Annotated in this window: 30 protein-coding genes; 13 read left to right on the forward strand and 17 right to left on the reverse strand. The window is 72.5% G+C overall.

Annotation, left to right across the window (positions count from 1 at the left end; genetic code table 11):
* Window positions 1-61 precede the first annotated feature (61 nt).
* Genes AC3A3L_RS05775 through AC3A3L_RS05785 form a run of 3 tightly spaced genes read right to left on the reverse strand, consistent with a single transcriptional unit; the run spans window position 62 to window position 2390 of the window.
* Entirely contained in the window at window positions 62-259 is a 198-nt protein-coding gene (locus AC3A3L_RS05775) for a CDGSH iron-sulfur domain-containing protein (RefSeq protein WP_268109523.1), read from the reverse strand.
* Complete coding sequence (locus AC3A3L_RS05780; RefSeq protein ID WP_487639058.1) at window positions 256-1212, reverse strand: iron-containing redox enzyme family protein; 957 nt, start codon at window positions 1210-1212, stop codon at window positions 256-258. The genes AC3A3L_RS05775 and AC3A3L_RS05780 overlap by 4 nt, the downstream gene beginning before the upstream one ends.
* Window positions 1209-2390, reverse strand: coding sequence for a zinc-dependent alcohol dehydrogenase (locus tag AC3A3L_RS05785; RefSeq protein WP_487639059.1), 1182 nt, complete (start codon window positions 2388-2390; stop codon window positions 1209-1211). Before AC3A3L_RS05785 ends, AC3A3L_RS05780 begins: the two co-directional genes overlap by 4 nt.
* Window positions 2391-2596: 206 nt before the next feature.
* On the opposite strand from AC3A3L_RS05785, the gene AC3A3L_RS05790 reads away from it, so the two are divergent.
* The 4 genes from AC3A3L_RS05790 (at window position 2597) to AC3A3L_RS05805 (ending at window position 4506) form a co-directional block, all read left to right on the forward strand.
* Window positions 2597-3082, forward strand: coding sequence for a CinA family protein (locus tag AC3A3L_RS05790; RefSeq protein ID WP_487639060.1), 486 nt, complete (start codon window positions 2597-2599; stop codon window positions 3080-3082).
* Window positions 3079-3222 (forward strand): DUF6766 family protein, encoded by a 144-nt coding sequence (locus tag AC3A3L_RS05795; protein WP_487639831.1) that lies wholly within the window; start codon window positions 3079-3081, stop codon window positions 3220-3222. The genes AC3A3L_RS05790 and AC3A3L_RS05795 overlap by 4 nt, the downstream gene beginning before the upstream one ends.
* A gap of 71 nt (window positions 3223-3293) precedes the next feature.
* Window positions 3294-3992: a GAF and ANTAR domain-containing protein gene (locus AC3A3L_RS05800; protein ID WP_487639061.1), complete on the forward strand. Its 699-nt coding sequence runs from the start codon at window positions 3294-3296 to the stop codon at window positions 3990-3992.
* A 52-nt stretch (window positions 3993-4044) separates the two neighbouring features.
* Window positions 4045-4506, forward strand: coding sequence for a hypothetical protein (locus tag AC3A3L_RS05805; RefSeq protein ID WP_487639062.1), 462 nt, complete (start codon window positions 4045-4047; stop codon window positions 4504-4506).
* 17 nt (window positions 4507-4523) lie between these two features.
* Here the strand turns inward: AC3A3L_RS05805 and AC3A3L_RS05810 are convergent, their stop codons facing one another.
* The 3 genes from AC3A3L_RS05810 to AC3A3L_RS05820 are packed head-to-tail and all read right to left on the reverse strand — an operon-like array spanning window position 4524 to window position 6907.
* Window positions 4524-5483 carry a TIGR03557 family F420-dependent LLM class oxidoreductase gene (locus AC3A3L_RS05810; RefSeq protein ID WP_487639063.1) on the reverse strand — a complete coding sequence of 320 codons (960 nt, stop codon included), beginning with the start codon at window positions 5481-5483 and terminating at the stop codon, window positions 4524-4526.
* Window positions 5483-6169, reverse strand: a complete 687-nt coding sequence (locus tag AC3A3L_RS05815) for a helix-turn-helix transcriptional regulator (RefSeq protein WP_487639064.1) — start codon at window positions 6167-6169, stop codon at window positions 5483-5485. The genes AC3A3L_RS05810 and AC3A3L_RS05815 overlap by 1 nt, the downstream gene beginning before the upstream one ends.
* Before the next feature lie 51 nt (window positions 6170-6220).
* Window positions 6221-6907 (reverse strand): hypothetical protein, encoded by a 687-nt coding sequence (locus AC3A3L_RS05820; RefSeq protein WP_487639065.1) that lies wholly within the window; start codon window positions 6905-6907, stop codon window positions 6221-6223.
* A gap of 122 nt (window positions 6908-7029) precedes the next feature.
* Here AC3A3L_RS05820 and AC3A3L_RS05825 point away from each other — a divergent pair, with 122 nt between their 5' ends.
* Entirely contained in the window at window positions 7030-7719 is a 690-nt protein-coding gene (locus AC3A3L_RS05825) for an HAD family hydrolase (protein WP_487639066.1), read from the forward strand.
* Here the strand turns inward: AC3A3L_RS05825 and AC3A3L_RS05830 are convergent.
* On the reverse strand, window positions 7691-8311 hold the full coding sequence (locus AC3A3L_RS05830; protein ID WP_487639067.1) for a flavodoxin family protein: 621 nt from the start codon (window positions 8309-8311) through the stop codon (window positions 7691-7693). The genes AC3A3L_RS05825 and AC3A3L_RS05830 overlap by 29 nt on opposite strands.
* 264 nt (window positions 8312-8575) lie before the next feature.
* On the opposite strand from AC3A3L_RS05830, the gene AC3A3L_RS05835 reads away from it, so the two are divergent.
* Window positions 8576-8740 (forward strand): hypothetical protein, encoded by a 165-nt coding sequence (locus AC3A3L_RS05835; RefSeq protein WP_487639068.1) that lies wholly within the window; start codon window positions 8576-8578, stop codon window positions 8738-8740.
* Window positions 8737-10167: an FAD-dependent oxidoreductase gene (locus AC3A3L_RS05840; protein ID WP_487639069.1), complete on the forward strand. Its 1431-nt coding sequence runs from the start codon at window positions 8737-8739 to the stop codon at window positions 10165-10167. The genes AC3A3L_RS05835 and AC3A3L_RS05840 overlap by 4 nt, the downstream gene beginning before the upstream one ends.
* Here the strand turns inward: AC3A3L_RS05840 and AC3A3L_RS05845 are convergent.
* From AC3A3L_RS05845 to AC3A3L_RS05865, 5 genes are all read right to left on the reverse strand, one after another.
* Complete coding sequence (locus tag AC3A3L_RS05845) at window positions 10164-10625, reverse strand: hypothetical protein (RefSeq protein ID WP_487639070.1); 462 nt, start codon at window positions 10623-10625, stop codon at window positions 10164-10166. The two genes, AC3A3L_RS05840 and AC3A3L_RS05845, sit on opposite strands and share 4 nt — an antisense overlap.
* Window positions 10626-10676: 51 nt before the next feature.
* Window positions 10677-11270, reverse strand: a complete 594-nt coding sequence (locus tag AC3A3L_RS05850; protein ID WP_487639071.1) for a rhomboid family intramembrane serine protease — start codon at window positions 11268-11270, stop codon at window positions 10677-10679.
* A gap of 93 nt (window positions 11271-11363) precedes the next feature.
* A complete protein-coding gene (locus AC3A3L_RS05855) occupies window positions 11364-11888 on the reverse strand; it encodes a PPOX class F420-dependent oxidoreductase (protein WP_487639072.1) in 525 nt (174 codons plus the stop codon).
* Between the two features lie 100 nt (window positions 11889-11988).
* Entirely contained in the window at window positions 11989-12639 is a 651-nt protein-coding gene (locus AC3A3L_RS05860) for an HAD family hydrolase (protein ID WP_487639073.1), read from the reverse strand.
* Window positions 12636-14243: an amidohydrolase gene (locus AC3A3L_RS05865; protein WP_487639074.1), complete on the reverse strand. Its 1608-nt coding sequence runs from the start codon at window positions 14241-14243 to the stop codon at window positions 12636-12638. The genes AC3A3L_RS05860 and AC3A3L_RS05865 overlap by 4 nt, the downstream gene beginning before the upstream one ends.
* Before the next feature lie 45 nt (window positions 14244-14288).
* Between AC3A3L_RS05865 and AC3A3L_RS05870 the strand changes: the two genes are divergently transcribed.
* The gene (locus AC3A3L_RS05870; protein ID WP_487639075.1) at window positions 14289-15083 is read left to right on the forward strand and encodes an SDR family NAD(P)-dependent oxidoreductase; all 795 of its coding nucleotides are present in this window, start codon (window positions 14289-14291) and stop codon (window positions 15081-15083) included.
* 10 nt (window positions 15084-15093) lie between these two features.
* Here AC3A3L_RS05870 and AC3A3L_RS05875 read toward each other — a convergent pair whose 3' ends face one another.
* Complete coding sequence (locus AC3A3L_RS05875) at window positions 15094-16548, reverse strand: DHA2 family efflux MFS transporter permease subunit (protein WP_487639076.1); 1455 nt, start codon at window positions 16546-16548, stop codon at window positions 15094-15096.
* A 95-nt stretch (window positions 16549-16643) separates the two neighbouring features.
* Here AC3A3L_RS05875 and AC3A3L_RS05880 point away from each other — a divergent pair, with 95 nt between their 5' ends.
* Window positions 16644-17258: a TetR family transcriptional regulator gene (locus AC3A3L_RS05880; RefSeq protein ID WP_487639077.1), complete on the forward strand. Its 615-nt coding sequence runs from the start codon at window positions 16644-16646 to the stop codon at window positions 17256-17258.
* 3 nt (window positions 17259-17261) lie between these two features.
* On the opposite strand, the gene AC3A3L_RS05885 is transcribed toward AC3A3L_RS05880, so the two are convergent.
* The gene (locus AC3A3L_RS05885) at window positions 17262-17759 is read right to left on the reverse strand and encodes a nucleoside deaminase (protein WP_487639078.1); all 498 of its coding nucleotides are present in this window, start codon (window positions 17757-17759) and stop codon (window positions 17262-17264) included.
* Window positions 17760-17837: 78 nt separating this feature from the next.
* Between AC3A3L_RS05885 and ppk2 the strand changes: the two genes are divergently transcribed.
* The gene (gene ppk2, locus AC3A3L_RS05890; RefSeq protein ID WP_487639079.1) at window positions 17838-18641 is read left to right on the forward strand and encodes a polyphosphate kinase 2; all 804 of its coding nucleotides are present in this window, start codon (window positions 17838-17840) and stop codon (window positions 18639-18641) included.
* Window positions 18642-18678: 37 nt separating this feature from the next.
* On the opposite strand, the gene AC3A3L_RS05895 is transcribed toward ppk2, so the two are convergent.
* Entirely contained in the window at window positions 18679-19242 is a 564-nt protein-coding gene (locus tag AC3A3L_RS05895; RefSeq protein ID WP_487639080.1) for a TetR/AcrR family transcriptional regulator, read from the reverse strand.
* A 39-nt stretch (window positions 19243-19281) separates the two neighbouring features.
* On the opposite strand from AC3A3L_RS05895, the gene AC3A3L_RS05900 reads away from it, so the two are divergent.
* Entirely contained in the window at window positions 19282-20436 is a 1155-nt protein-coding gene (locus tag AC3A3L_RS05900) for an MFS transporter (RefSeq protein WP_487639081.1), read from the forward strand.
* Here AC3A3L_RS05900 and AC3A3L_RS05905 read toward each other — a convergent pair.
* A complete protein-coding gene (locus AC3A3L_RS05905; RefSeq protein WP_487639082.1) occupies window positions 20423-21445 on the reverse strand; it encodes an NADPH:quinone reductase in 1023 nt (340 codons plus the stop codon). The two genes, AC3A3L_RS05900 and AC3A3L_RS05905, sit on opposite strands and share 14 nt — an antisense overlap.
* A 71-nt stretch (window positions 21446-21516) precedes the next feature.
* Window positions 21517-22569, reverse strand: coding sequence for an aldose epimerase family protein (locus AC3A3L_RS05910; RefSeq protein WP_487639083.1), 1053 nt, complete (start codon window positions 22567-22569; stop codon window positions 21517-21519).
* Window positions 22570-23002: 433 nt separating this feature from the next.
* On the opposite strand from AC3A3L_RS05910, the gene AC3A3L_RS05915 reads away from it, so the two are divergent.
* Window positions 23003-24244 carry a hypothetical protein gene (locus AC3A3L_RS05915; protein ID WP_487639084.1) on the forward strand — a complete coding sequence of 414 codons (1242 nt, stop codon included), beginning with the start codon at window positions 23003-23005 and terminating at the stop codon, window positions 24242-24244.
* Between the two features lie 126 nt (window positions 24245-24370).
* The gene (locus AC3A3L_RS05920; protein ID WP_487639085.1) at window positions 24371-24643 is read left to right on the forward strand and encodes a site-specific integrase; all 273 of its coding nucleotides are present in this window, start codon (window positions 24371-24373) and stop codon (window positions 24641-24643) included.
* Window positions 24644-24683: the final 40 nt, after the last annotated feature.

The following is a 24683-nucleotide window of genomic DNA, read 5'->3' on the forward strand; positions in this document are numbered from 1 at the left end:
CTGGCGGTGGCCCAGCCACATTGTCGGGCTCAGGAATGTGGCTCAGGCACCGCTCCAGACGTCAGCGCGGGATGACCTTGTGGGTCCCGTCGCACCAGGGGAGGCGGCTCGACTTCTCGCAGCGGCAGAGGGCGACGACGGGGCGGTCGACGGCGTGGACGGTGCCCTCGAGGTCCTGCACCGACTCGGCGCCGCGCAGCAGCATCGGGCCGTGGGGCACGAGAACGACATCGGGGTGGTCGAAGTCGCGCTCGCTCACTGCCCGTCCTCCCAGGCCGCGAGCATCGCGGTCGCGAAGCGGGCCTCGACGTCGAGGCAGGTGAAGGCGCCGAAGAGGATCTCGGCCGCCTGGTCGGGCTCGTCAACGGCGAGGGTGCCGCAGATGTCGCGGGCAGCGAGGTGCTCGTGGATGGCGTCGGCCTCGACGTGCTCGTCGTAGTAGGCGGCCATCGGCCCCTCGAGCCCGAGCCGCTCGAGGCCCTGCACCATCTTGCGCGAGGGCAGCGAGCTGGTCATCTCGAACGCCGCGAGGTGGCCCATCGCCGCGCCACGCAGCCGGCGGTGCAGGCCGAAGAGGGAGCCGGCGTTGTTCATCTCGAGGTTCTCCGGGATCGCGTCGTCGACGTAGGCGCCGTACTCCGCGCGCAGCCCGACGGCCTCGAGGCCGCGGGCGAAGAGGTGGGAGTGGAGCCGGTTGGGGTCGCCGTCGCCGTACTCGTCGAACTGCAGCGCCATCAGCGCCGCCTTGGCCCGCACCGGCAGGCGCGGGACGACGAAGGCCGACGGGTCGGACTCCTTCAGGTGGTAGACCGAGCGCTGCCGCAGCAGCTCGAGCACCTGGTCGCGGTCGGCGCGCCGGCGGACGAAGTCGGCCAGCGACGGGCCGTCGTCCGCGGCGACGAGGTCCTCCAGGGCGTCGGGCACGTCAGCCGCCGCGGGCGTCGTCACGACGCCGGCATGCGACCACCGCGCACGCAGCCTCGCCTCGAGCGCGGTCTCGAGGTCGCGTCGTACGCCGAGCAGGTCGGGGTCCCACTCGGCGCGGTCGTCGGCGTCCTCGAAGCCGCGGTACGACAGCTCGTGCAGCGTCCAGAGGGAGATCGACTCGTCGTCCCACGAGTCCGCCTCGGGCGCGGTGCCGGTCAGCCCCGGCTCCGCGAGCCGGGCGACGAGCCACTCGCTCATCGCGCCCCGCGGCTTGGGCAGTCTCACGGCTTGAACACCACCTTCACCATGCCGTCCTCCTTGTCGCGGAACTTGCGGTAGGCCTCGGGAGCGTCGTCGAGCGGCAGGTGGTGCGTGGCGAACGACTCGACGCCGAGCACGTCCTCCTCCTGCTCGAGGAGCGCCAGGATGTCGTCGCTCCAGCGACGGACGTTGGCCTGGCCCATCCGCACCTGCACCTGCTTGTCGAACAGCTGGAACATCGGCAGCGGGTCGGTGGGCGCGCCGTACACGCCGGAGATGCTGATCGTGCCGCCGCGGCGCACGCTGTCGATGCAGCTCATCAGGGCGGCGAGGCGGTCGACGCCGAAGTTGAGCATCACCTTCTCCTGCACCTTCTTGGGGAGCAGCCCGAGCGCCTTCTGGGCCGTCTCGGCGACCGGCGAGCCGTGCGCCTCCATGCCGACCGCGTCGATCACCCCGTCGGCGCCGCGGCCGTCGGTGAGCTGTCGTACGGCGTCACCGACCCCGTCGACCTCGGTGAAGTCGATCGTCTCGGCGCCGCGGCCGTGCACACGGGCGAGTCGCTCGCGGACGGAGTCGACGACGATCACCCGCAGCCCGCGGTGCAGCGCGATCCGGGCGGCCATGTCGCCGATGGGCCCGGAGCCGACGACCAGCAGCGTGCCGCCGTCCTCGACGTCGGCGTACTCCACGGCCTGCCACGCGGTGGGCAGGACGTCGGAGAGGAACAGGAAGCGGTCGTCCGTCGGGCCGTGCGGCACCTTGATCGGCAGCGTGTCGCCGAACTGGACGCGCAGCAGCTCGGCCTGCCCGCCGGGCACCTGGCCGTAGAGCTTGCTGTAGCCGAGCAGGCTCGCGCCGGTGCCGGTGTCGCGGTTCTGGGTGGTCTCGCACTGGCTGTAGAGCCCGCGCGTGCACATCCAGCAGGTGCCGCAGCTGATGTTGAAGGGGACCACGACACGGTCGCCGGGGACCAGGGAGGTGACGGCGGAGCCGACCTCGCGCACGATGCCCATCGGCTCGTGGCCGACGACGTCGCCGGCCGTCATGAACGGCGTCAGCGGGTCGTAGAGGTGCAGGTCGGACCCGCACAGCCCGGTCGACGTCACCTCGATGACGACGTCCGTGCGCTCCTCGATGACCGGGTCCGGGACCTCCTTGACCTGCATGTCCTGCTTGCCCTGCCACGTGACTGCCTTCATGGGTGCGAAGACCTCCTCGGTCCCTCGTGCGATGTACGTCTGGTGGTGCGTCTGGTCGTGCTCGGTCGTGGCCTGCCAGTGCCCCGGACGGCCTCTTCCATGCGCCCGCGCGCGAGAGGGCCCGCGTGCATGGGGGCCGGGTCGGCGGGGAACGCAGGGTGCGCCGACGACGTACGCGGACCCGGCCCCGACGCAGGAGGTGAGCGGTGAGCGCTGATGACGAGCCGACCGACGAGGAGCGCGCGGAGCGCGTGGCCGACCTGGCGAGGTCGGCAGGGTTGCGGGTGGCGGTCGCGGAGTCGCTGACCGCGGGCCGGATCTCGTCCTTCCTCGGCCGCGGCGAGTCCGCGAGCGAGTGGTACCGCGGCGCGGTCGTCGCCTACGACGAGGAGGTGAAGTTCGAGGTCCTGGACGTCGCGCGGGGGCCGGTCGTCACCGCCGCGTGCGCGCAGCAGATGGCGGACGGCGTGCGCACGTTGCTGGGCGCCGACGTCGCCCTCGGCATCACCGGCGTGGGCGGACCCGGCCCGCAGGAGGACTGCCCGCCCGGCACGGTCCACCTCGCCGTGTCCACCCGGGCGGGAACCCGCTCGATCCAGACCCGCCTGCCCGGCGACCCCGGCGAGGTCGTCGTCGAGGCGACGCGGCTCGCGCTCGACGAGCTGGCTCGTGAGCTCGACCGCCCAAACTGACTTATGGGACTTCTGGGGACTTCACCCGCTTCCTCGCGGTCGGGACGATGGCGGTCCTCGCCATCTACCCGCGCCAGCGCGGATCACCCCAGAGCAAGCCCGCCGGCAAGCCGTACTCCTCGACAGGGGTCGAGGGCTGATCCGTTCCTTGCGGGGCCGGACCCCGGGTGGGACGGTTGAACGGGACGGCGCCGGCGGAAGGAAGTGTGTGTTGAACGACGTCTTCGAGCGTCATCTCGCCGACGCCGTGCGCGAGCTGGAGGCGCAGTCCGACCCACCCCACACCCTGCGGTGCCTGGTCAACATGACACCCGAGTTCTTCGCCTCCTGCGACCACGTCGGCATCTCGGTCGTGGAGCGCGACCGGATCCGTACGCCCTTCGCCACCAACGAGGTGCTGCGCGAGCTCGACGAGGCGCAGTACGAGCTCGGCCAGGGCCCGTGCCGGGAGGCCATCCGCGAGCACGAGACCGTCGTCGTCCACGACCTCGACACCGACCCACGGTGGCCCGAGTGGGGACACGCGATGGTTGACGCCCTGGGGATCCGCTCCAGCCTCAGCTTCCGGCTGTTCACCCGCCCCGACCGCACGTGGGGCGCCCTCAATGTCTACTCCACGACGCCGAACGCCTTCAGCGACGAGGACGTCCACCAGGGCCAGACGATCGCGGCGATGGCAGCGGTCGCGCTGGCCCGCTCGATCAACGACGAGCAGCTCGCCGCGGCCCTCGAGTCGCGCACCGTGATCGGTCAGGCGATCGGCATGCTCATGGAGCGCTACGGCCTCGACGAGGACCGCGCCTTCGACGTGCTGCGGCGGCTGTCGTCGCAGCAGAACATCAAGCTGCGCGAGCTCGCCACCCAGGTCGTCGCCACCCGCGCGCTGCCCGGTCGCATCGCGCACGACTGACCGCCCGTTGGCAGGTGGTGGTGGCCCCGCGGCGTCTGTGAGCCTCGGAGGCATGGACGACCAGCCCTCCCCCGAGCACCGCCGACCCGACGGGGTCACCGACGAGACCGTCGAGGCCGTCGGCAAGCTGTCCGCCGCCCTCGACCACGTCGAGGACGCGCGCGGCCACCTCTACGCCTTCCACCGCCTGATGGGCAGCGCCGAGTCGACGCTCGAGGAGGCCGAGGAGCTGGTGCGCAAGGCCGGCCACACCGACATTGCCGACGCGATGGACCGCGACGTCCTCGGGCAGAACCCGCTGCCCGGGATGTGGTCGTTCCAGATGGTCGACGAGTTCGACGACGGCTTCTACGCCCGCGCGAAGGGCCTGCACCAGCGCGCCCTCGACGAGCTCATGAGCGGACAGCGCCACGTCTTCGAGGCCGAGATGAAGGAGCTGCGGCGCACCCGCGGGCGCGAGGGCCACGAGGCGAAGCCGGCGGACGTCGAGGGCGACCCCGAGTACGACGACTGAGGCGCCGCCGCCCGGCGTCAGCCGCGCAGCTGGGGGAGCACGTCGGACCCGTAGGCCGCGATCATGTCGGCGTAGTGCGGGCCCATGTTGGCGACGTACACCTCGTCGAAGCCCGCGTCGACGAACGGCGCGAACGCCTCCACGTGCTCTGCGACGTCGGGTCCGAAGGCTCCCTGCTCGGCGAACGCCTCGCGCGTGACCAACTCGCTGGCCTGCTCGAAGTGCTGGGGGCTCGGCAGCACCTGGCTGAGCTCGCCCGGCACCCCGGAGTTGGGCCACAGCTCGTAGGCCGCGTCGATCGCCTCGTCGCGGGTCGGGCCCCACGCCACCTTGAAGCCCGACTGCGTCGGGGCGTCCGCGCCCTTGGCGGCGCGGAAGGCCTCCACCGACTCGGCGTCGGGCTGGGTGGTGATGAAGCCGTCGGCGATCCGGCAGGCCACGTCGAGCGCCTTCGGGCCGAACGCGCTCATGTAGATGGGCGGCGGCTCGTCGGGCAGCGTGTAGATGCGGGCGGTGTCGACGGTGTAGTGCCGGCCCTCGCGGGACACCACCTCGCCCGTCCAGAGCTCGCGGATCACCTCGACCGCCTCCTCGAGCATCTCGAGGCGCAGCTCGGTGTGCGGCCACCGGTCGCCGAGGACGTGCTCGTTGAGCGCCTCGCCCGTGCCGACGCCGAGCCGGAACCGCCCCTCGCCGAGCAGCACCGCCGACGTCGCCGCCGCCTGCGCGACGATCGCCGGGTGCGTGCGCACCATCGGGCAGGTGACGGCGGTGGTGACCGGGAGGTCGCACACCTGCGCGATCGCGCCGATCATCGACCACACGAACGGCGACTGCCCCTGGGCGTTGTTCCACGGGTGGAAGTGGTCGCTGATCCAGAGGCTGTCGAACCCCGCCCGCTCGGCCAGCCGCGCCTGCTCGAGCAGCTGGTCGGGGGCGTACTCCTCGCAGGAGAGGAAGTAGCCGAACCGGGTCATCAGCGCACGGCGTGGGCGCGCGGGTGCGCGCTGACGTTCGCACGCGGACGGACCTGCTCCTGCTCAGGCGACATGAGCAGCCCGTGCTGGATGGCCCAGAGCACCGCCTGCGAGCGCGAGGTCACCTCGATCTTCGAGTAGGCGCCGCGGATGTAGGACTTCACCGAGTTGATGCTCAGGTTGGTCTCCTCGGCGATGTCGCGGTTGGCCTTGCCGGCCGCGATCATCGACAGCACCTCGGTCTCACGCTGGGTGAGCGGCCACTTCTCGGCTGCCGCCTTCTCCGCCTCGGCCTGACCGGTCCACGCGTCGACGACGACGCGGCCGTCGGCGACCTGGAGCAGGTTCCACACCAACCGACGTGCGGGCAGCCACTTGCTGACGAAGCCGGCAGCGCCGCGTGACATCTCGGTGGAGACCGCCTCGGGGCTGCAGTCCCAGCCGAAGGCGACCATGCGGGTCGGGAAGCGCTGCGGCGCAGGACGTACGCCGGCGGTGCGGCGGTGGGGCTCGTAGAGGGTGAGGTCGCACAGCGGCGCCGGACCGTCTGCCCGGTGCGCCACGAGCGTGATGAGCGCGGAGTGGGGCTCGAGCATGGCGCGGAGGCCGTGCACGACGAGCTCGCTCTCCTCCATGATCGCCACCTTGACGTGGCGCGTGACGGGGGCAGTGGGTCGCTGTTGCATGGCCCGCAGTACCCCGATGGGCGGGGGCCATGCGCCCCGGAAGGTGAAGTCCTACGCCAGCAGCACCCGGGCCACGCACGCCGCCTCGGACGGGGAGACACCGGCGCGCTCGGCGGCCTCGCCCAGCATCGCCGCCGCCATGTCCGTGGTCACGGCCATCCGCGCCGCGACCAGGCCGACGGCCACGTCGACGAGGCGCTGCTCGCGCATCCGCTCGGGCGCGTGCCGCGCGCGGCGGAGGGTCTCGAACCCCAGGTCGGCGTTGGTGACCGCGCCCGCCTGCCACGCGCCGAGGGCCTCGACGAGTCCGTCGATGCGGTCGTGGAAGGCGTGGGCCGTGGAGGCGTAGAGGTCGATGTTGAGCACGGCGCGCCCCTTCTCCACCACCGGCAGGCACACGGTGCTGGCGATCGAGCCGAAGGCCCGCTCGCGCGCCATGTCGGCCCAGTCCAGCTCGTCGAGGGGGTGGGTGTCGGCCCCGGACGCGTCGGGCGGACCGGGGCCGGCCCCGACGGTCTCGCGGTGGCCGTCCGCGTCCTGCTGGGAGGTGCTCGTCGCCTCGCGGTCGACGAGGGTGAAGGTCAGGTCCTCGTCGAGGAGGGTCACGCTGAGGGCGACGCACTCCGGCACCGAGCGCACGGCCCAGCCCTCGATCACCCGCAGCAGGCCCTCCATGTCGTCGATGGACGCAGTGACGTACTCGTCCAACGCCTCCCGACTCTGCGGCAGCAGCTCCATATCGATCCCCTCGACACATCGGTGTTGCCTGAGCCATCGATGCTCCTCCGACGCCACGGGCCACACCACACCCGCGCGGGCGGTGGCGCATGGGGCCCCCTCCCCCGGGGTACGACGCTGCCGTGAGCGCGGAGACCCTGCACCATCCTGTCGTCGTCCTCGACCTGGACGGCACGCTGGTGGACTCCGTCTACCAGCACGTCGTGGCGTGGCACGCGGCGTTCCACGACGTCGGCCTCCACGTGAGCGCCATGCGCGTCCACGAGGCGATCGGGATGGGCGGCGACCGGCTCGTCGCCCACGTCGCCGGGGACTCGGCCGAGTCAGCCGTCGGCGACGACGTCCGCAAGCTGCACGACGACTACTTCCGCTCGTCCCTCCGCACGGTGTGCGCCCTCGACGGGGCGGCCGACCTCGTGGAGCGGCTCGCGGGCCACGGGCACCGGCTCGTCCTGGCCAGCTCCTCGGAGACCGAGCTGGTCGACGACCTCCTCGAGCTCGTCGACGTACGCCGCCACCTGACGGCGATCGTGACCGGCTCGGAGGACGCCGCGACGAAGCCGGCCCCCGACATGGTCGAGCTCGCGATCGAGCGCGCCGGCGGCGGGAAGGCGATCGTCATCGGCGACGCGGTGTGGGACGCCCTGTCCGCCGAGGCCGCGGGCGCGCCCTGCATCGGGTTGCGCAGCGGCGGCATCAGCGCCGAGCGGCTGAGCTCGTCGGGTGCGTCGTGGGTCTACGACGGCCCCCGCGACCTGCTCGACCACCTCGACGGCGGACCGCTCACCCGGCAGGGTAGTTCGACGCCCTGAGCAGGCCGGCCAGGTGCGTGGCGTTGCGGGCCAGCAGCTGCGTCGTACCGGCGGTCTTCTCCGGCGTCGTGTCGAGGTCGCGGTAGTCGACGGCCTGCATGGCCTCGCCGACCCAGTAGGTCGCGGCCTGCGCGGGGATCGTGAAGCCGACGTCGCCGAGGGCCTGGAACAGCTCGGCGCACACGTGGTGGGCGCCGTCCTCGTTGCCCACGACGCCGACGGCTGCGACCTTGCCGAACATGATCGGCCGGCCCTCGTCGTCGGTCTCGCCGAGCTCGGCGTCGAGGCGCTCGAGCACCATCTTGCACACCGAGGCCGGCTGTCCCATCCAGATGGGTGTGACCATCACGAGGACGTCCGCCGCGAGCACCTTCTCCCGCAGCGTCGGCCACTCGTCGCCGTCACCCTCGTCGGTCGTGACGCCGAAGCGGATGTCGTGGTCGACGACGCGCTCCATCGATCCCTGGACCCCGAGCCCGGCGAACGCGTCGAGCACCTGTGAGCCCAGCAGCTCCGAGCTCGAGTCGGCAGGCGACGGCTTCAGGGTGCAGGTGAGCACGAGGCAGGTGAGGTCCTTCTGGTCGGTGGACATGTGCCGCGGTACCCGCTGCGGCAGGACACATACGAAACCCGCCGGAGTCACCTCACACGGCGTACGGGAGGTCAAGACCGGCGGGTCTCGCGCTGGCCGCCGAAGTCGTGGCGGGACGACCCCGGCGTGACTGGGATGTACCCCTCAGGGGTGGAGTCCATACGCCCCCCTTCCGTCTGTTGTCGGGGTTGCGACTGAGAGCCGGTGGACGGGGTACGGGGATCGCACCCACGCCCGATCCCCCATCCCGCCCCAGGAGGAGAGATGAGTCAGTCCGACGACCGGTCGCAGGACCCCTGGACCGACCCGCAGACCCACCTCGACACCGATCCGGTGAACGCCGAGCCTGCGTCCGACGAGCCTGCGTCCGACGAGTCGAGTGCCGGCGCCGACCCCGCCCCCGCCCCGGGCTCGGAGGACGAGTCGTGACGTCCCTCTGGCTCGACCGGGCGGCACCCGTCGCGGACGACCCGCTGCCGGGGTCCGGCGTCGCGCTGGACGCGATCGTGGTGGGGGCCGGGCTGACCGGCCTGACGACCGCCCTCCTGCTCGCGCGCTCCGGGATGCGCGTGGCGTGCGTGGAGGCCCGCCAGGTCGGCGCCGTGACCACGGGCCGCACCACCGGCAAGGTCTCCCTGCTGCAGGGCACGCACCTGTCGCGCATCCGACGCCACCAGAGCCAGGACGTCGCCGCGGCCTACGTCGACGCCAACCGCGAGGGCATGGAGTGGCTGCTCCGCTTCTGCGACGACCACGGCGTCCCCTACCAGCGCCGCACCGCGGTGACGTACGCCGCCGACGAGCAGGAGCGCTCGTCGGTCGAGGAGGAGCACGAGGCGGGCTCCGCGCTCGGCCTGACGGTCGAGTGGCGCGACACCCTCGACGTGCCGTTCCCGCACGTGGCCGCGACGACGCTCGCCGAGCAGGCCCAGCTCGACTCCATGGACGTGCTCGCCGCGCTCGCCGAGCAGCTCCGCTCGCACGGCGGGACCCTGCACCAGGGCCACCGGGTGCGGTCGGTGTCGAAGGGCGGCCGGCCGACCGTTCGCCTCGACGGCGGCGAGACGCTGACGGCCGACCACCTCGTGCTCGCCACCGGCACCCCGATCCTCGACCGGGGGCTGCACTTCGCCCGGCTCGAGCCGCAGCGCTCCTACGTGATCGCCCTCGACGGCGCCGGGCCGATGGACGGGATGTACCTCTCCGCCGGCTCCGACGCCCGCTCGGTGCGCGACGCTCCCGGCGGGACGCTCGTCGTCGGCGGCGCAGGCCACGTCGTCGGGCGTACCGACTCCCACCTCGCCCACCTCGAGGCGCTGCGCGCGTGGACGGCGAAGTGGTACCCCGCCACCACCGAGACCCACCACTGGTCGGCCCAGGACTACAGCAGCCCCGACGGGGTGCCGTACGTCGGACCCCTGCGCCGCGGCGGCGACCGGATCCACGTCGCCACCGGCTACGAGAAGTGGGGCATGACCAACGCCGTCGTGGCCGCCCGCGCCATCTCCTCCGACATCCTCGGCGACATGCCGCCGTGGGCGCAGACCCTCAGCGGCCGGACGCCGTCGGCGTCCAACGCCGGCGAGATCGCCCGGATCAACCTCGGGGTCGGCGCCGCGGTCGTCGCTGGGGCCGTGCGGACCGCCCGCGAGCGGCTGCCCGGCAACGCCGGGCCGGCCCAGGCCAACGAGTGCGGCGTCATCGGTGTCTGCACCCACCTCGGCGGGCTGCTGAAGTGGAACGACGCCGAGGAGACCTGGGACTGCCCGCTCCACGGGTCGCGCTTCGCCCGTGACGGGGAGGTGCTCGAGGGTCCTGCGACCAGGCCGCTCGTCAAGCGCTCGCGCGACGCCTAGCGGTTGGCGCAGACCAGGTCGGCGGAGAGGGCCGCCTCGGCGGAGAGCTCGACGTCGGGGCCGCACACCAGGTCGAGCGGGTCGGCCGCCTGCTCGACGGTCCTCACGGCCTCGTCGAACGCCGGCACCACCTCGGCACAGGCGTGCTCGAGACCGATACGGGTGAGCGTGGACGTGGACAGGTCGCCGCTCAGCGCCAGCTCGATCGTCCAGTCGGCGGCGTCGGTGCGGACGCAGTCGGCGGCCGCGGCCTGCCGCATCGAGGCGAAGTCGAACGTGCCGGTGCCGAGCTCGTCCTGCAGCGCCGCCTCCCAGTCCGCGAGGGCGTCGTCCGCCGCACCGTTCCCCGACGCCTTCGTCGTGGCGTCCGCACCGCCGCCGCAGGCGGCCAGTCCCGGCAGGAGGAGGGCGGCGAGGAGTGCGGCAGGGACAAGGGGGCGGAAGGTGGGAGCGCGCATGACCGGCAGGCTAGGAGCCGCGCCGCGGACGCGTCCGCGGTTTGTTACCGATCAGTACGTGATGCTCGCCTCACTGCGCCGACGCGTGGTCAGGAGCCGCGCGGCGAGGAAGCCGCCGACGGCGCCGAAGAGATGGCCCTGCCACGAGACGCCCGGCTGGCCGGGCAGCACACCGAGCAGCGCGCCGCTGTAGAGCAGGAAGACCGCGACCCCGATGAAGATCTCGACGGTGCGACGGTTGAGGAAGCCGCGGACGATCAGGTAGACGATCCACCCGAAGATCAGCACCGAGGCGCCGGCGTGGTTGCTGCCCGGCTGCGCGAAGAGCCACACGCCGAGTCCGCCGACGACCCAGATGATCGCGGTGGCGGCGAGCCCGCGCGCCAGGCCGGTCGCGAGGGTGAGGAAGCCGAGCACGAGCACCGGCACGGTGTTGCTCACCAGGTGGTCGAAGCCGAAGTGCAGGGTCGGCGCGAGCGCCACCCTGACCAGCCCGTCCTCGCTGCGCGGCTGGACGCCGTACGCGTCGAGCGGGTGGCCCGTCGCGGCGTCGAGGATCTCGAGCACCCACAGCAGCACGACGAACCCGCCGGTGACGAGCGCGGCGCCCTTCCAGGCGGGCTCGCGGGCGGTGACGGTCTGCATGCCACTCATCGTGACATCCGGCGCGAAACGGGATATCTGAGGACGTGGCGGACGCATAGGGGCCACCTATCCGTTCATGACGTCCTCAGATATCTAGCGCGGAGCGACCTCGGGCGGGAAGCCGCCGGTGGAGACGGTGCCCCAGCGGGTGGGGGTGATCCGGAGGAGGGACTTGCCCTGGTCGACCATCGCCCGGCGGTACTCGTCCCAGTCGGAGTGCTCGCCGGCGATGTTGCGGAAGTACTCGACGAACGCGTCGAGCGCCTCCCCACCCTCGCTGGCGTCGAGCACCTCGCAGGTGCCATCGACCTGCACCCACGCGTCGTCCCACTCGTCGGAGAGGACGACGACCGAGACGCCCGGCCGCTGCCGCGCGTTCCTCGTCTTCGCGCGCTGGGGGTAGGTGGCGACGACGATCCGGCCGCTGTCGTCGACCCCGCCGCTGACCGGCGAGGCCTGCGGGCTGCCGTCCGCGCGCTCGGTGATCAGCAGCATCCGGTGGCGCGGGCGTACGAACTCCAGCAGCTCGTCGAGCCCGACCTCGGTGTTCGTCGCGATGTTCCGGGGCCATGGGTTCGAGGTTAGCGACCGGTGCCTGCTCGACCTCGGGTGCACCATGCAGGCAGTTCGAGCCGCCGTGGCCGTGTCTGAGCGTGGCGTCCGCCGGTGGGAGCGCGAACTGCCTGCATGGTGCTCGCCGGTCACCGACGGGGAGCACTCAGCGCACGAGTGCCCGCAGGTCGGCGACGGTCCTGCCCGCGAGCGTCGGCCAGACGACGAAGTCACCGCGCTCCGGCAGCACCGCGTCGTTCGGCACCGCGATGCTCCTCGCCCCCGACGCGATGGCCGACGCGAGCCCGTTGGCCGAGTCCTCGATCGCGACGCAGTCGGAGGTGCGTACGCCGAGCAGCTCGGCCGCGCGGAGGTACGGCTCGGGCGACGGCTTGGTCTGCGTGACGTCCTCGGACCCGACGACCACGGTGATCGTGCCATCGGGTGCGGCCGCGGCGACGAGCGACGCCATCTCGTGGGACGAGGTGGTGGCGATGGCGCACGGGACGCCTTCGAGCCTCAGCTCCTCGAGGAGCTCCCGCGCTCCGGGTCGCCACGGCACGCTCCGGCGCAGCGAGTCGATCACTGCCCGCTCGAGCGTCGCGACGAGCGCGGCCGCCTCCATGTCCACCCCCGCGGCCTGCATCGCCACCGCGGTGTCGTGCATGTCCGCGCCGACGAGCGCGAGTCCCTGCTCCTGCGACCAGGTCCCGCCGTGCTCCTCGGCCAGCACGAACTGCTCGGCGATCCAGATCGGCTCGCTGTCGATGAGGGTGCCGTCCATGTCCCAGAGGACTCCGGCGAGGCGGGAGGTCACGGGGCGACCACCTCTCCCCCGATCCAGACCCGCTCGACCTCGGCCGCGCCGATCTCGTCGGGGGCGTCGAAGGGGTCGCGGTCGAGGAGCACGAGGTCGGCGACCGCGCCGGGCTTGACCATCCCGGCGTCGTCGCGGTGGCACACCCACGCCGACCCGGAGGTGTACGCAGCGAGCGCCACCTCGAGCGACAGCGCCTGGTCGGGGAGGAACGGTTCGGTGCCCGCCCGCCCCGGGTCGTCGTACGCCATCCGGTGCACAGCGACGTGGATCGCCTCGAGGGGGTTGGGGGTGCTGACCGGCCAGTCGCTGCCGGCGACGAGGCGGGCGCCGGCGCGGTGGAGGTCGCCGAAGGGGTACTGCCGCGCCGCGCGCTCCGCGCCGAGGAACGGGATGGTGAGGTCGACCATCTGCTCGTCGTAGCAGGCCCAGAGCGCCTGGATGTTGGCCGCCACCTGCAGCTCGGCGAAGCGAGGCACGTCGTCTGGGTGCACCAGCTGCAGGTGCGCGACCTGGTGCCGGTGGACCGGGTCGGTGCCCTCGAGCGCGTCGAGCGCCTCGCGGACGCCGCGGTCGCCGAGGCCGTGGACGTGGATCTGGAAACCCGCCTCGTCGAGGGCGCGGACGATGCCGCGCAGCGCGACCGGGTCGACGAACGACAGGCCCGCGTTGGTCGTCGCGTGACCGCACCGGTCGAGGTAGGGCTCGACGAGGGCCGCGGTCCCGTTCTCGGCCACACCGTCCTGCATGATCTTGACCGAGGTCGCCGCGAACCGCCCGTGGGTGTAGGCCTCTCGCTTCGAGACGAGCTCGGCGACCTGCTCCGGACCTCGCTCGCGCTCCCACCACAGCGCCCCGACCACCGTCGCCAGCAAGTCGCCCGAGCGGGCCGCGCGCAGGTAGGTCGGACCGGTGTCCTGCATGCCGGCGTACGCCCCGACGATCGCGTCCTGCCAGCCGGTGATGCCCAGCGACAGGAGGTGGCGCTGGCCCTCGAGCAGGCCGGCGTACTGCTCGTCGGCCGTCGGTGTCGGCAGCACCGCGAGCACGAGGTCCATCGCGCCCTCGTGCAGCACGCCGGTCGGCTCGCCCGAGGCATCGCGCTCGACGCGGCCGTCGGCGGGATCGGGGGTGTCCCGGGTGATGCCGGCGACCTCGAGCGCGCGGCTGTTGACCCACATGCCGTGGTGGTCGCGGTTGACCAGCGCGGCCGGGCGGTCGGCGACGACCGTGTCGAGCTCGGCGGCCGTCGGCAGCCCGCCGGGGAACGCGGCCATCGCCCAGCCGCCGCCCTGCACCCAGTCGAGGTCGGGGCGCGAGGCGGCGTACGACGCCACGTGCGCGAGGTAGGCGGTGCGGTCGATCGGCAGGGCGCTGAGGTCGCAGGTCAGCCGCTCGAGCCCGCCCTGCACGGGGTGGACGTGCGCGTCGGTGAAGCCCGGCAGCAGCAGCGCCCCGCCGCAGTCGACGACCTCCGCGCCGGGCGTGCGCAGCGAGCCGCCGACCGCGACGACGCGGCCGTCGCGCACGAGCACGTCGCCGACGTCGCCGAGCTGGCGGAAGCCGTTGAAGACGCGTGCTCCAGTGAGGACGGTGTCCGGCATGGCGCCCATCGTGGCAGGCCGCCGGCTCGCGCTACGGTCGAGCGCATGCAGATCGACCTCGCCGGCAGGAGCGCGCTCGTCACCGGATCCACCCAGGGCATCGGCCTGGCGATCGCCGAGGGGCTGGCGTCCGCGGGCGCCCGGGTCGGCGTGAACGGGCGCTCCGAGGAGTCTGTCGACCGGGCGGTCGACGAGCTCGGGGCCGCCGTGCCCGGCGCGGACGTCGTGCGCGTCGTGGCCGACGTCGCCACCGACGACGGCTTCGCCGCGGCGGTGGAGGCGATGCCCGAGGTGGACGTGCTGGTCAACAACCTCGGCATCTTCGAGAGCCGGCCGGCACTGGAGATCACCGACGAGGAGTGGCGGCGGTTCTTCGAGGTCAACGTCCTCGCGGGCGTGCGGCTGACGCGCCACCACCTGCCGGAGATGACGCGGCGCGGCTGGGGCCGGGTGCTCTATATCGCCAGCGACTCGGCCGTCGTGACGCCGGTCGAGATGATCCACTACGGGATGTCCAAGACCGCGCTGCTCGCGGTCTCGCGCGGCTTCGCCAAGGAGGCGGCGGGGACGGGCGTGACGGTGAACTCCGTCATCGCCGGCCCGACCCACACCGGCGGCGTCGAGGACTTCGTGCGGAGCCTGGTCGGCGACGACCTGCCGTGGGAGGAGGCGCAGCGCGAGTTCATGGTGAAGCACCGTCCGCAGTCGCTCCTGCAGCGGCTCATCGAGCCCCACGAGATCGCCGCGATGGTGACCTACCTCAGCTCCCCGCTCGCCTCCGCCACCACGGGCGGCGCGGTGCGGGTGGACGGCGGGTACGTCGACGCGATCCTGCCCTGAGCCGACGCGGTCAGCCGGCCGCGGGGACCTCGGGGCGCGGCGCCGGGCGACGAACCAGCAGGGCGACCAGGACCGCGACCGCGGAGATCGCGCCGCCGTACATCAGCGCGGCGTGGATCCCGGACGCCGTCGCGTCGACGACGGACACGCCTTCCCCGGCGCGGGCCACGGTCACCCGGGTCATCACCGTCACGAACAGCGCCGTGCCCGCGGCCCCCGCGACCTGCTGCAGCGTCGAGACGATCGCGCTGCCGTGGGAGTAGAGCTGCGGCGGCAGGGAGCCAAGCGCCGAGGTCATCAGCGGGGTGAACATGAACGCGAGGCCGACGCTCATCAGCACGTGGAGCCCCACGACGGTGGCCTGGCTCGTGGCGGTGTCGTAGGTCGTCATGCCCCACAGGGCGACGCTGACGACCGCCGCTCCCGGGGCGACCAGCGGCCGCGGGCCGACCCGGTCGAACAGGCGGCCGACGACCGGCGCGAGGAGGCCCATGGTCAGCCCGCCCGGCAGGAGCAGCAGCCCGGTGTTGAGGACCGAGAGGCCCAGGACGTTCTGGAGGTAGAGCGGCAGCAGGATGAGCGTCCCGAAGAGCGCCATCATGCTCACCGCCACCAGCAGCACCGCGATGGTGAAGGTCCGCACACGGAACGCGCGGAGGTCGAGCAGGGCCCGGTCGCCGAGCCGGAGCTGGCGCGCGACGAACGCGACGAGCGCGATGCCGCCAACCACGAGCGGCACCCAGACGGGGACCGGCGTGTGGCCCGACGCGCTCTCGCCGATGCTGCTGAGTCCGTAGATCAGACCGCCGAAGGCCAGCGCCGAGAGGACGACCGAGACCGCGTCGACGGGTACGGCGCGCGGCTCGGTCACGTTGCGCACCCAGGCCGACCCCAGGGCGAGCGAGAGCAGCGCGATCGGCAGCACGATCCAGAACATCCACCGCCACGACAGCTGGTCGAGCACCAGCCCGGAGACGGTCGGGCCGATGGCCGGCGCCACGGAGATGACGATCGAGATCGTGCCCATCATCTGGCCGCGCCGGTGCTCGTCGACGACGTTGAGGATGGTCGTGATCAGCAGCGGCATCATCAGCGCGGTCCCGACGGCCTGGACGACGCGGCCGGTGACCAGCAGCGGGAACACCGGGGCCGTGGCGGCGACGAGGGTGCCGACGCTGAACGACGCCATCGCGGCGACGAAGACCGCGCGGAGCGGGAAGCGCGTGAGCAGCCAGCCGGTGATGGGGATGACGACGGCCATCGTGAGGAGGAAGGCCGTGGTGAGCCATTGGGCGGTCGTGGCCTCGACCGAGAACTCGCGCATCAGGTCGGGCAGCGCGACGCTCATGATCGTCTCGTTGAGGATCACCACGAAGGCGGAGGCGACGAGCAGGGCGATCAGCCGGCCATGCCCTCCGGTTCCGGAGGTGGTGCGCTCGGCGGTCGGGTCGACGGTGGTGGTCACTGCGGTGGGGTCCTCGCGGTCGGTGGGCGGTCGTGGAATTGTGTCAGTGACTGCCAACAAGGCGGAACGCGTCGACATTCCCTACAGTGGGACCCGTGTCGACCGAACCTGCCCTGCGCGAGCGTCGCCGCCGCCAGACCGCGCGCGAGATCGGCGACGCGGCGCTCGACCTCTTCGAGCGCCACGGCGTCGACGGCACGACCGTCGACGACATCGCCCGCGCCGCCGGGGTGTCGTCGCGCACCTTCTTCCGCTACTTCGCCACGAAGGAGGTCGCCGCCCTCGCGCCTCACGTCGAGCTGGACGCCACCGTCGAGGAGATGCTCGCCGCCATCGGCCCCGACCGCCCGCTGCTGGACCAGCTCGAGGACGTGTGGCGCGAGGTCCTCACCGCGTTCGACGACGGCCGGAGCGACGCGGGTCGGCTGATGCTGCGGGTGCGGCGCCTGATGCTGGCCGAGCCCGCGCTTCGCCAGGCGGCCGCCACGATCGACGCGCAACGGGTCGACGAGCTGGTCGCCCGCACGACGGCCGCGCTGGGGCTCGACGACGACCTCGCCCCGCGGCTCGCCATCGAGGTCAGCGGGCTCACGGTGCGCGTGGCGCTCGACCGCTGGGCCGACGCGCGCGAGGCCGGCCGCGACGCCGACCTGCTCGCGACGTACGCCGACGCGCGCCGGACGCTGCGCGACCTGGGCTCCGGGCGCTGAGCCTCAGCCGGCGTCGAGCCCGCGCCGGTGCAGCTCGCGGACGCGGTCGTCGTACGGCGACACCGGTCCGTGGACGCGCACGCCGGGCGCGACGTCCTCGATCGGCAGGGCGGCGACCGGCGAGGCCGGCAGTCCCCAGCCGGCCCGCCACTGCGACAGCTGCGCGGACGAGGCGGCGTACACGATCGCCCCGAGCCCGACCCAGGCGTGGCCGGCGGCGCACATCGGGCAGTGCTCGCCCGAGGTGTAGACGACGCAGCCCGCGCGCTCCTCCTCGGGCACGTGGGCGGCGGCCCACTGGGCCAGCTCGAGCTCCGGGTGGGCGGTCGGGTCGGAGCCGGAGACCTCGCGGTTGCGGCCGGTGCGCAGGACGGATCCAGAGGCGTCGACCAGCACCGAGCCGAAGGCGCCGTCGCCGTCCGCGAGCGCCTCCTCGGCCAGTCGCAGGCACAGCTCGAGGTGGTCGGCCCCTCCGGGGAGGTCGGGCAGGTCGGGTGACATGGCCCCAATCTGGCCGATCCCGTCGAGCGCCGACAAGCCGTAGTCTCGGAGCCACGCGGACGAACGGGCGGAGGGGCCATGGGGGACGACGAGCGCTACAACTCCGAGGGGCGTCTGCGCGGGTCGGTGTACGACGCCGAGATGGAGCGGCTGCAGGAGCAGCTGGTGCTGCTGCAGTACTGGATCCAGACGCAGGGCCTCAAGGTCCTGGTGATCTTCGAGGGCCGCGGCTCGGCCGGCAAAGGCGGCGTGATCAAGCGGATCACCGAGCGCACCAGCCCGCGCACCGTGCGGATCGCGGCGCTGCCGAGGCCGACCGACCGCGAGCGCTCGCAGTGGTACTTCCAGCGCTACGTCGAGCACCTGCCGGCCGCCGGGGAGATGGTCCTGTTCGACCGCAGCTGGTACAACCGCTCGAACGTCGAGTGGGTGATGGGCTTCTGCACCGAGGAGGAGCACCAGGAGTTCCTGCGCAGCTGCCCGGAGTTCGAGCGGATGCTGGTGCGGTCGGGCATCGTCGTCCTCAAGTACTGGTTCTCCGTCAGCGCCGAGGAGCAGCGGCGCCGCTTCGAGGCCCGCAACGACGAGCCGCTCAAGCACTGGAAGCTGTCCGACATGGACCTCGCCGAGCGCGAGCTCTACGTCCGCTACTCGATGGCGAAGGACACCACCTTCCAGTACACCGACATCAAGCAGGCGCCCTGGTACGTCGTCCCCTCCGACGACAAGCGGGCGTCGCGGCTCAACTGCATCACCCACCTGCTCTCGCAGTTCGACTACGAGGACGTGGCGCCGCCGCGCGTCGAGCTGCCCGAGGTGCGCGACATCCCCTACGTCCGCCCGCCCGCCCACGAGCAGACCTTCGTGCCGCAGGTGTTCTGAGGCTGAGCCGCTGGTCGAGGAGGGCGCTCTGCGCCCGTCACGAGACCGGCAGGAGGGCGTCGGCGACCGCCCGGGCCTCGGTCAGCGGGTCGGCCGGGGCACCGCGGAGCAGGCTGGCCAGCGCGCCGTTGTAGACCAGGAGGAGCCGGGCGACCGTCGTCGCCGGGTCCGCCACGCCCAGGTCGTCGACGAGCTGACGCAGCCGCGTGACGAGGGCGGTGGTGTCCGCCTCGACCAGGCCCAGCACCGGGTCGTCGACGCCGCGCGGGCGCTCGGACGCCGTCGCGAGGAAGCAGCACCACTGGGTCGTGCCCGAGGAGCGGCGGAACTCCACGAGCGCGTCGAAGAGCGCCAGCACCCGGTCGCGCGGGGAGCTCGCTGCCTCGATCGAGGCCTCCCACTGGGCGGACCAGGCCGCCAGCCGGCGCTCGAGCACGGCCGCCAGCAGCCGGTCCTTGCTGCCGACGTGCTGATAGAGCGTGGCGATGGCGACGCCGGCCTCCGACGCGACCCGGTCGACGCCGGTGACGCCGATGCCGTCGACGAAGAAGAGCCGCTCAGCGGTGTCGAGGATGCGCGCGCGCGTCTCGGTCCTGGCCACGAACGTCAGCATAACGCTCGTTATGGTAGAACGGTCGTTATGGCCCCGAACACGCGCGTCGAGCAGCGCTCACCCGCACGGAGCATCGCCGTCGCGCTGGCCGGCACCCTGCTCATCGCCGCGACGTACGGCATGGCGCGCTTCGGCGTCGGCCTGTTCGCGCCGCGCCTCGTCGACGAGCGCCCCGAGCTGGCGCCGGTCGTCGGCTGGGCGGCCGCGGCCCAGTTCGTGTCGTACGCCGTCGCGGCGGCGGTGGCGGCCCGGGTCTCGGACCGTCGGCCCCGCGCGACCGTCCTGGTCGCGGGTACGACGGCCGCGCTGGGCTGCATCGGCGTCGCGACGACCGCGTCCCCGGCGTGGTTCGTCGTCCTCGTCTTCGTCGGCGGCACCGGCGCGGGCCTCGCCTCCCCCGCCCTCGTGCGGCTCGTCGACGCCGTCACGCCGTCCCGCGCGGCCGCAACCGCGCAGTCGCTCGTCAACACCGGGACGGCGGTCGGCGTCGTCGTCGCCGGCGCGCTCGCCCTCGCGGTCCCGTCCACCGCCGGGGCCTGGTGGGCGATGGCGGGGCTCAACGCTCTCGCCGCCGGCGGCGTGCTGCTCCTCGCCCGGGGACGCGGCGGGGAGCCGACCGCGGCAGCCGGCGGGGCGTCGTACGACTGGCGCCCCCTCGTGACCCCGGCCATCGCGGCCGCGGTCGTCGGTGCGGGTTCGGCGCTGCTGTGGTCCTACGGCCCGCTCGTCGCGACCGGGTCAGGGGCGGTCGACGACGGCACCGTCGGGTTCCTGTGGATCGCGCTCGGGCTCGGCGGGCTCCTCGGCCCGCTGACCGGCCGGCTCGTCGAGCGCCGCGGCCTGGCGGGCGCGTGGGCCCTGACCGTCGGCGCGGTGGCCGCCGCCTCCGCCGCGCTGGCAGGCGCGGTCGCCCTCGGCGTCGCCTGGCCGGCGTACGTCGCCATGGCGGGCTTCGGCGCCGGCTACATGTGCCTGTCGGGCGTGCTGATCCTGTGGGCGCGGGACGTGTGGCCCGAGGCGGCGGGCCGCGGGACGTCGGCCCTCTTCGTCGCACTGGCGGTGGGCCAGGCGGCCGGCGCGGTCGGTTTCGACGCGTGGCTCGACGTCGCCGGCGGAGCAGGCGCGGCGCTCACCGCCGCCCTGCTCTGCGTCGCCGGCGCGGCCCTGGTCAGGCGTCGCTGACGTCGATCAGCACCTTGCCGACGGCACCGTCCTCGACGGCCGCGTGCGCCTCGGCGGTCCGCTCGAGCGGGTAGTGGTGCACCGGCAGCCCGTGGTCCTCGCCGATGCCGAAGGCCCCGTCGGCGACCGCGGCCGCGACGTCGTCGGCCGCTGCCCGCAGCGCGGCCTCGCCGACCGTGTAGAGCAGCACCCACTGGAAGCGGGCGTTGGTCGAGAAGGTCTCACGCACGCTGATGCTCACCTCGTCGCCGCCGTTGTTGGCATAGATCGCGATGCTGCCGCGCGGCTTGATGACGCTCACGTCCAGCCCGAGGTTCTGCGCCGGGGCCACCTCGACGACGATGTCGACGCCGTCGGGCGCCAGGTCGCGGATCGCCGCGGCGGTGTCGCCCTCGCGGTAGTTGACCGTGTGGTGCGCGCCGGCGGCGGTCGCGAGGCGCGCCTTCTCGTCGCTGCTGACCGTGGCGATGACGGTCGCGCCCGCCCAGCGCGCGAGCTGGATCGCGGCGTTGCCGACCGCCCCCGCCCCACCGGCGACGAGCACCGTCCGACCGGAGAGGGCGCCCGGTGCGAGCCGGCCGGGCCCGTCCTCGGACGTCGTCAGCGCCCGGTGCGCGGTGATCGCCGGGACGCCGAGCGAGGCGCCCACGTCGTACGACGCCCCCTCGGGCAGCACGGTCAGGTGACCCACGGGGAGGACGACGAGCTCCTGCGCGGTGCCGCCGGGACGCTTGTGCTGCGCGAGCATCGTCCAGACCCGGTCGCCGACCGCGAGGCCATTGACGTCGGGCCCGACGGCGTCGACGACTCCCGCGCCGTCCTGGCCGGGCACCACCTCGGGGAAGGCGAGCTCGCCCATGCCACCGGCGCGGAACTTCCAGTCGGTCGGGTTGACGCCGGCCCGGACGATCCGCACCCGGACCTCCCCGGGCCCCGGCTCGGCCGCCTCGCGCTCGACCACCTCGAGGACCGAGCTGTCGCCTGTCTCGGTGTAGACCACGGCACGCATCGCGCTTCTCCTTCGTCGGGGACGTCTTCGTGGGCCCCAACGTACGGACCCCGCCGACTATGCCTCCTCGGTCAGGACGTCGTGCCGAAGTGCCACTCGAGGTGGGCGGCGTACGTCTCTCCCGGCCGCAGCGTCGCCGACGGCCACTCGGGCCGGTTGGGCGAGTCCGGGAACAGCTGCGGCTCGAGCGCGACGCCGTCGCCCTGGCGGTAGCGCCTGCCGCTGGTCGAGCGACGGGTGCCGTCGAGGAAGTTGCCGGTGTAGACCTGCAGGCCCGGCTGGTCGCTCCAGAGCTCGACGGTGGTGCGGGTCTTCGTGCTGTGCAGGGCGGCGGCTCTCCTCAGGCCGCCGCCCCGGATGACGAAGTTGTGGTCGATGCCGCGGGCGTCGGCGACCTGCGGGTGCTCGGTCCTGATGGCTGGGCCGATCTGCGTCGGGGTGCGGAAGTCGAAGGGAGTGTCCTCGACGGGGTCGTGGCCGCCGGTCGGTATGCCGGTCGCGTCGATGGGCGTGAACTCGTCGGCCTCGACCAATAGCTCGTGGCCGTCGATCGTGCCGGCGCCCTCGCCGTCGAGGTTGAAGTAGGCGTGGTTGGTCAGGTTGACCACGGTGGTGGCGTCGGTGGTCGCCTCTAGTGTGACGCGGACGGTGTCGTCCTCGACCTTGTATCGGACCTTGGCTGTCACGGTGCCGGGAAAGCCCTGATCGCCGTCCGGGCTGGTGAGGCTCAGGACCAGCTCGTCGGCCTCGTGCGACTCGACGTCCCAGAGCCGTACGTCGAACCCCTCCGGCCCGCCGTGCAGGCTGTTGCCCCGGTCGTGGGTGCGCACCACGACGTCCCGCCCGTCGAGCGCGAACCTGCCGTCAGCGATCCGGTTGGCGTACCGCCCGATGATGCCGCCGATGTAGTCCCCACTCGCCAGCCGCTCCTCGACGTCCGGATGCCCCAGTACGACGTTGCGCCGCTCGCCATCCCCGCACGCGATCTCCAGCCGGTGCGCTGCTGCGCCGAGGGTGAGGACGTCGACCAACGGGCCAGGCTCCGCGCCGATGGTCAGCAGGCGGACGTCGCGTCCGTCTGGCATCTGGCCGAAGCTCACGTCGCGGTTCGGGTCTCGGGTCACGAGGACATCCTCCGGCATCGGCCCTGCGCACTTGCGCCACTGACTGGAGACCCGCGGCACCCCGCCGCCTGCATGCGCCCGCGGAGCGACGCTCATACCGTTGAGCACGTGCCTGAGATTCCTGACCTGATCGGGACGGTAGCCCTGGGCGGAAGCGCGATGGGCGGCGCACACTCGACGTATGGGCATCCACGGACTGAGCGCCGCTCAGAACCTGGCGGTGGTGTGGCTGCTGCTGGTCAGCGCAACTGCTTGTGCGGCAGAGGATTCGTCTGAGTCCCCGGGCGAGCCATCCGCAAAGGCAGCGGCTACCGCCGAGACAGCAAGTGAGGTTGGCAGGCTTCAAGAAACTGCCGACGAGGGGTCGGCGCCGTGTCCGTCGGAGCCAGAGCGCTTGCAGAGATTGGGCGCGACCGTGACTCACCGTCTACCCGTGTACGGAACGCTCGACGATGTATTCGTGAATCGCACCGGAACGGCGACGGTCGCGTGGACCGTCTCATTGGACGCCGGCGAGGTTCGAACCATGGATGTCCCGGCCGGGCCCGGTGACCCTCAGTCACCCGCGGGGCCTCCGGACCCTGAGCACCGCCAGGTGTTCCACGGTTCTGGGTTTCACGACGTCCTGGCTGCGGACGCAGCAGGTGTGCAGACGCTGGTGTGGTTCTCAGATGGACTCGGCTACACCGGCGGACCGTCGCAGTTCAACGAGATCTTCGAGGTCACGGTCGCGGACCGGGGACCGGCCGGCGGCGCGTGGTCGAGTTCGCCGACGGTACTGGGAGCCGGCTTCGTCTCGAGTCATGCGCTTGCGGTGAACCCGTCCGGCGCCGCTCTCATGACCTGGGACCAGTTCGAGGGGCGTCGCCAGCGCCTGTACGCCGCCTACCGTCCGGCCGCCGGCGCAGGATGGGCGCCTGCGGAGCTGGTAGCGAAGGACGCGTCGTTGCAGGAGGCCGGGATCGACGACGCAGGACGGGTCGTGTTGCTGTTTAGCCGCGGGAACAACGCGCGCGAACGCTTGTACGCCGTCCGCCGCACTGTCGAGGGTGGGTGGAGTTCCCCGGAACGTCTCCCCGGCGGCGGGTTCCTGGGTCGCGACTTGACCGTCAGCCCCAACGGTTCCGCGGTGGTGCTGCGTGATCGCACTGGTTACGAAGGGGACCCAGTGCCTGGCTCGCAGTTCACTGTGCGGATGACCCCTTCAGGCCGCTGGCAGTCTCCAGTCCGGCACCCGGCCCCGAGTGATGGGTTCTTCTGGAATCCCGTTGGCACGGATGCGAATGGGCGAGCGCTGATGGGGTGGTGGGACGGTGGCGACCTGTTGGTCAGGTGGAGTCGCCCGGATGGCGGATGGCGCCGCCCCTGCATCCTCGCCGTCGGCGTTACGCGCCCCCGTTCGGTGAATCCCGACGCGCAACTCGCAGTGAACCGGCGCGGCGACGTCTTAGTGGTGTGGGCGGCCAAAGGCGAGAAGGCGCAGTTGCGGGCCAGGTACAAGCAAGCCGGACAAGGGTGGACCCCGCCGTTGAACGTGACGGGCGGAGGCAGTCCTCCAGCGGATTACACCATCGCGCTTGGAGACAGCGGCCATGCAGCGGTCGGATGGATGCCGCGTAGTGGGCGCCAGTTCCATGTCGTGCGTGCCGCGCTCGCGGCCTGTTGCGATGAGTGACCCGCTCCGCCGCGATGCCTGTCGAGACCTGTCTTTCGGGCAACGCCGCGGCCTTAGCCCAGGAAAGTGCCTCGTCCTCGTTCGGCGGACCAGGTCGGGGCTTCCCGACTCCGCCAGGTGAGACCGATGAACACCCTCCTGCCGTTCCAGCCCGATGCGATGACGCCAGCCCAGCTCGCGGTCGTCTCGTACCTCGCCCGCTACTCCGGGCACACCCACACGTTGTACGCCTCCCAGCTGCGGCGCTGGTTCGCCTGGTGCGAAAGCAACGCCCTCGATCCGCTTGTCGGGATCCGGCGAGCCCACGTCGAGCTCTACATCCGACACCTCGGACAAGCCGGGCTGATTGCGTCCTCGGTCGTCACTTCGATGCACGCCGTGCGCGGCTACTTCATGTAAGCCCACACCGACGGACTCATCGTGTCGGACCCGGCCGTCT

It is taken from the genome of Nocardioides sp. Soil_C_8 (assembly GCF_057656315.1).

Bases quoted from the DNA above. Each gene is read 5' to 3' on its own strand.
- AC3A3L_RS05785 (WP_487639059.1), bottom strand. From the start codon at position 2,390: ATGAAGGCAGTCACGTGGCAGGGCAAGCAGGACATGCAGGTCAAGGAG.
- AC3A3L_RS05805 (WP_487639062.1), top strand. From the start codon at position 4,045: ATGGACGACCAGCCCTCCCCCGAGCACCGCCGACCCGACGGGGTCACC.
- AC3A3L_RS05810 (WP_487639063.1), bottom strand. From the start codon at position 5,483: ATGACCCGGTTCGGCTACTTCCTCTCCTGCGAGGAGTACGCCCCCGAC.
- AC3A3L_RS05815 (WP_487639064.1), bottom strand. From the start codon at position 6,169: ATGCAACAGCGACCCACTGCCCCCGTCACGCGCCACGTCAAGGTGGCG.
- AC3A3L_RS05820 (WP_487639065.1), bottom strand. From the start codon at position 6,907: ATGGAGCTGCTGCCGCAGAGTCGGGAGGCGTTGGACGAGTACGTCACT.
- AC3A3L_RS05830 (WP_487639067.1), bottom strand. From the start codon at position 8,311: ATGTCCACCGACCAGAAGGACCTCACCTGCCTCGTGCTCACCTGCACC.
- AC3A3L_RS05835 (WP_487639068.1), top strand. From the start codon at position 8,576: ATGAGTCAGTCCGACGACCGGTCGCAGGACCCCTGGACCGACCCGCAG.
- AC3A3L_RS05845 (WP_487639070.1), bottom strand. From the start codon at position 10,625: ATGCGCGCTCCCACCTTCCGCCCCCTTGTCCCTGCCGCACTCCTCGCC.
- AC3A3L_RS05850 (WP_487639071.1), bottom strand. From the start codon at position 11,270: ATGCAGACCGTCACCGCCCGCGAGCCCGCCTGGAAGGGCGCCGCGCTC.
- AC3A3L_RS05855 (WP_487639072.1), bottom strand. From the start codon at position 11,888: ATGGTGCACCCGAGGTCGAGCAGGCACCGGTCGCTAACCTCGAACCCA.
- AC3A3L_RS05865 (WP_487639074.1), bottom strand. From the start codon at position 14,243: ATGCCGGACACCGTCCTCACTGGAGCACGCGTCTTCAACGGCTTCCGC.
- AC3A3L_RS05870 (WP_487639075.1), top strand. From the start codon at position 14,289: ATGCAGATCGACCTCGCCGGCAGGAGCGCGCTCGTCACCGGATCCACC.
- AC3A3L_RS05885 (WP_487639078.1), bottom strand. From the start codon at position 17,759: ATGTCACCCGACCTGCCCGACCTCCCCGGAGGGGCCGACCACCTCGAG.
- ppk2 (WP_487639079.1), top strand. From the start codon at position 17,838: ATGGGGGACGACGAGCGCTACAACTCCGAGGGGCGTCTGCGCGGGTCG.
- AC3A3L_RS05900 (WP_487639081.1), top strand. From the start codon at position 19,282: ATGGCCCCGAACACGCGCGTCGAGCAGCGCTCACCCGCACGGAGCATC.
- AC3A3L_RS05905 (WP_487639082.1), bottom strand. From the start codon at position 21,445: ATGCGTGCCGTGGTCTACACCGAGACAGGCGACAGCTCGGTCCTCGAG.
- AC3A3L_RS05920 (WP_487639085.1), top strand. From the start codon at position 24,371: ATGAACACCCTCCTGCCGTTCCAGCCCGATGCGATGACGCCAGCCCAG.